This is a genomic window from Vogesella mureinivorans (genome assembly GCF_007644035.1).
GTDB classification, from domain to species: Bacteria; Pseudomonadota; Gammaproteobacteria; order Burkholderiales; family Chromobacteriaceae; genus Vogesella; species Vogesella mureinivorans.
In genome coordinates, this window is the sequence record NZ_VMTV02000255.1 from 1 (window position 1) to 265 (window position 265).

The 265-nt window shown below is 65.3% G+C and carries 1 protein-coding gene; it reads right to left on the reverse strand.

The window, feature by feature from the left end; all coding sequences use genetic code 11:
* On the reverse strand, positions 1 to 265 hold a 265-nt coding region (locus FLQ44_RS08155), incomplete at both ends, for a dihydropteroate synthase (RefSeq protein ID WP_147693969.1).

The window sequence follows — 265 nt, forward strand, 5'->3', positions numbered from 1 at the left end:
TTCGGATCGAAGATGATGTCTTCCGGCGGGAAGTCGAGCTTGTCGCGCAGCAGATGGTAGGCGCGGGTACAGATCTCGACCTTGCGCGCGCAGGTGTCGGCCTGGCCCTGCTCGTCGAAGGCCATGATCACCGCGGCCGCGCCGTAGCGCTGCACCAGGCGCGCCTGCTGCAGGAAGGCGTCCTCGCCTTCCTTCATCGAAATCGAGTTGACCACGCCCTTGCCCTGCAGGCAGCGCAGGCCGGCTTCGATCACGCTCCATTTCG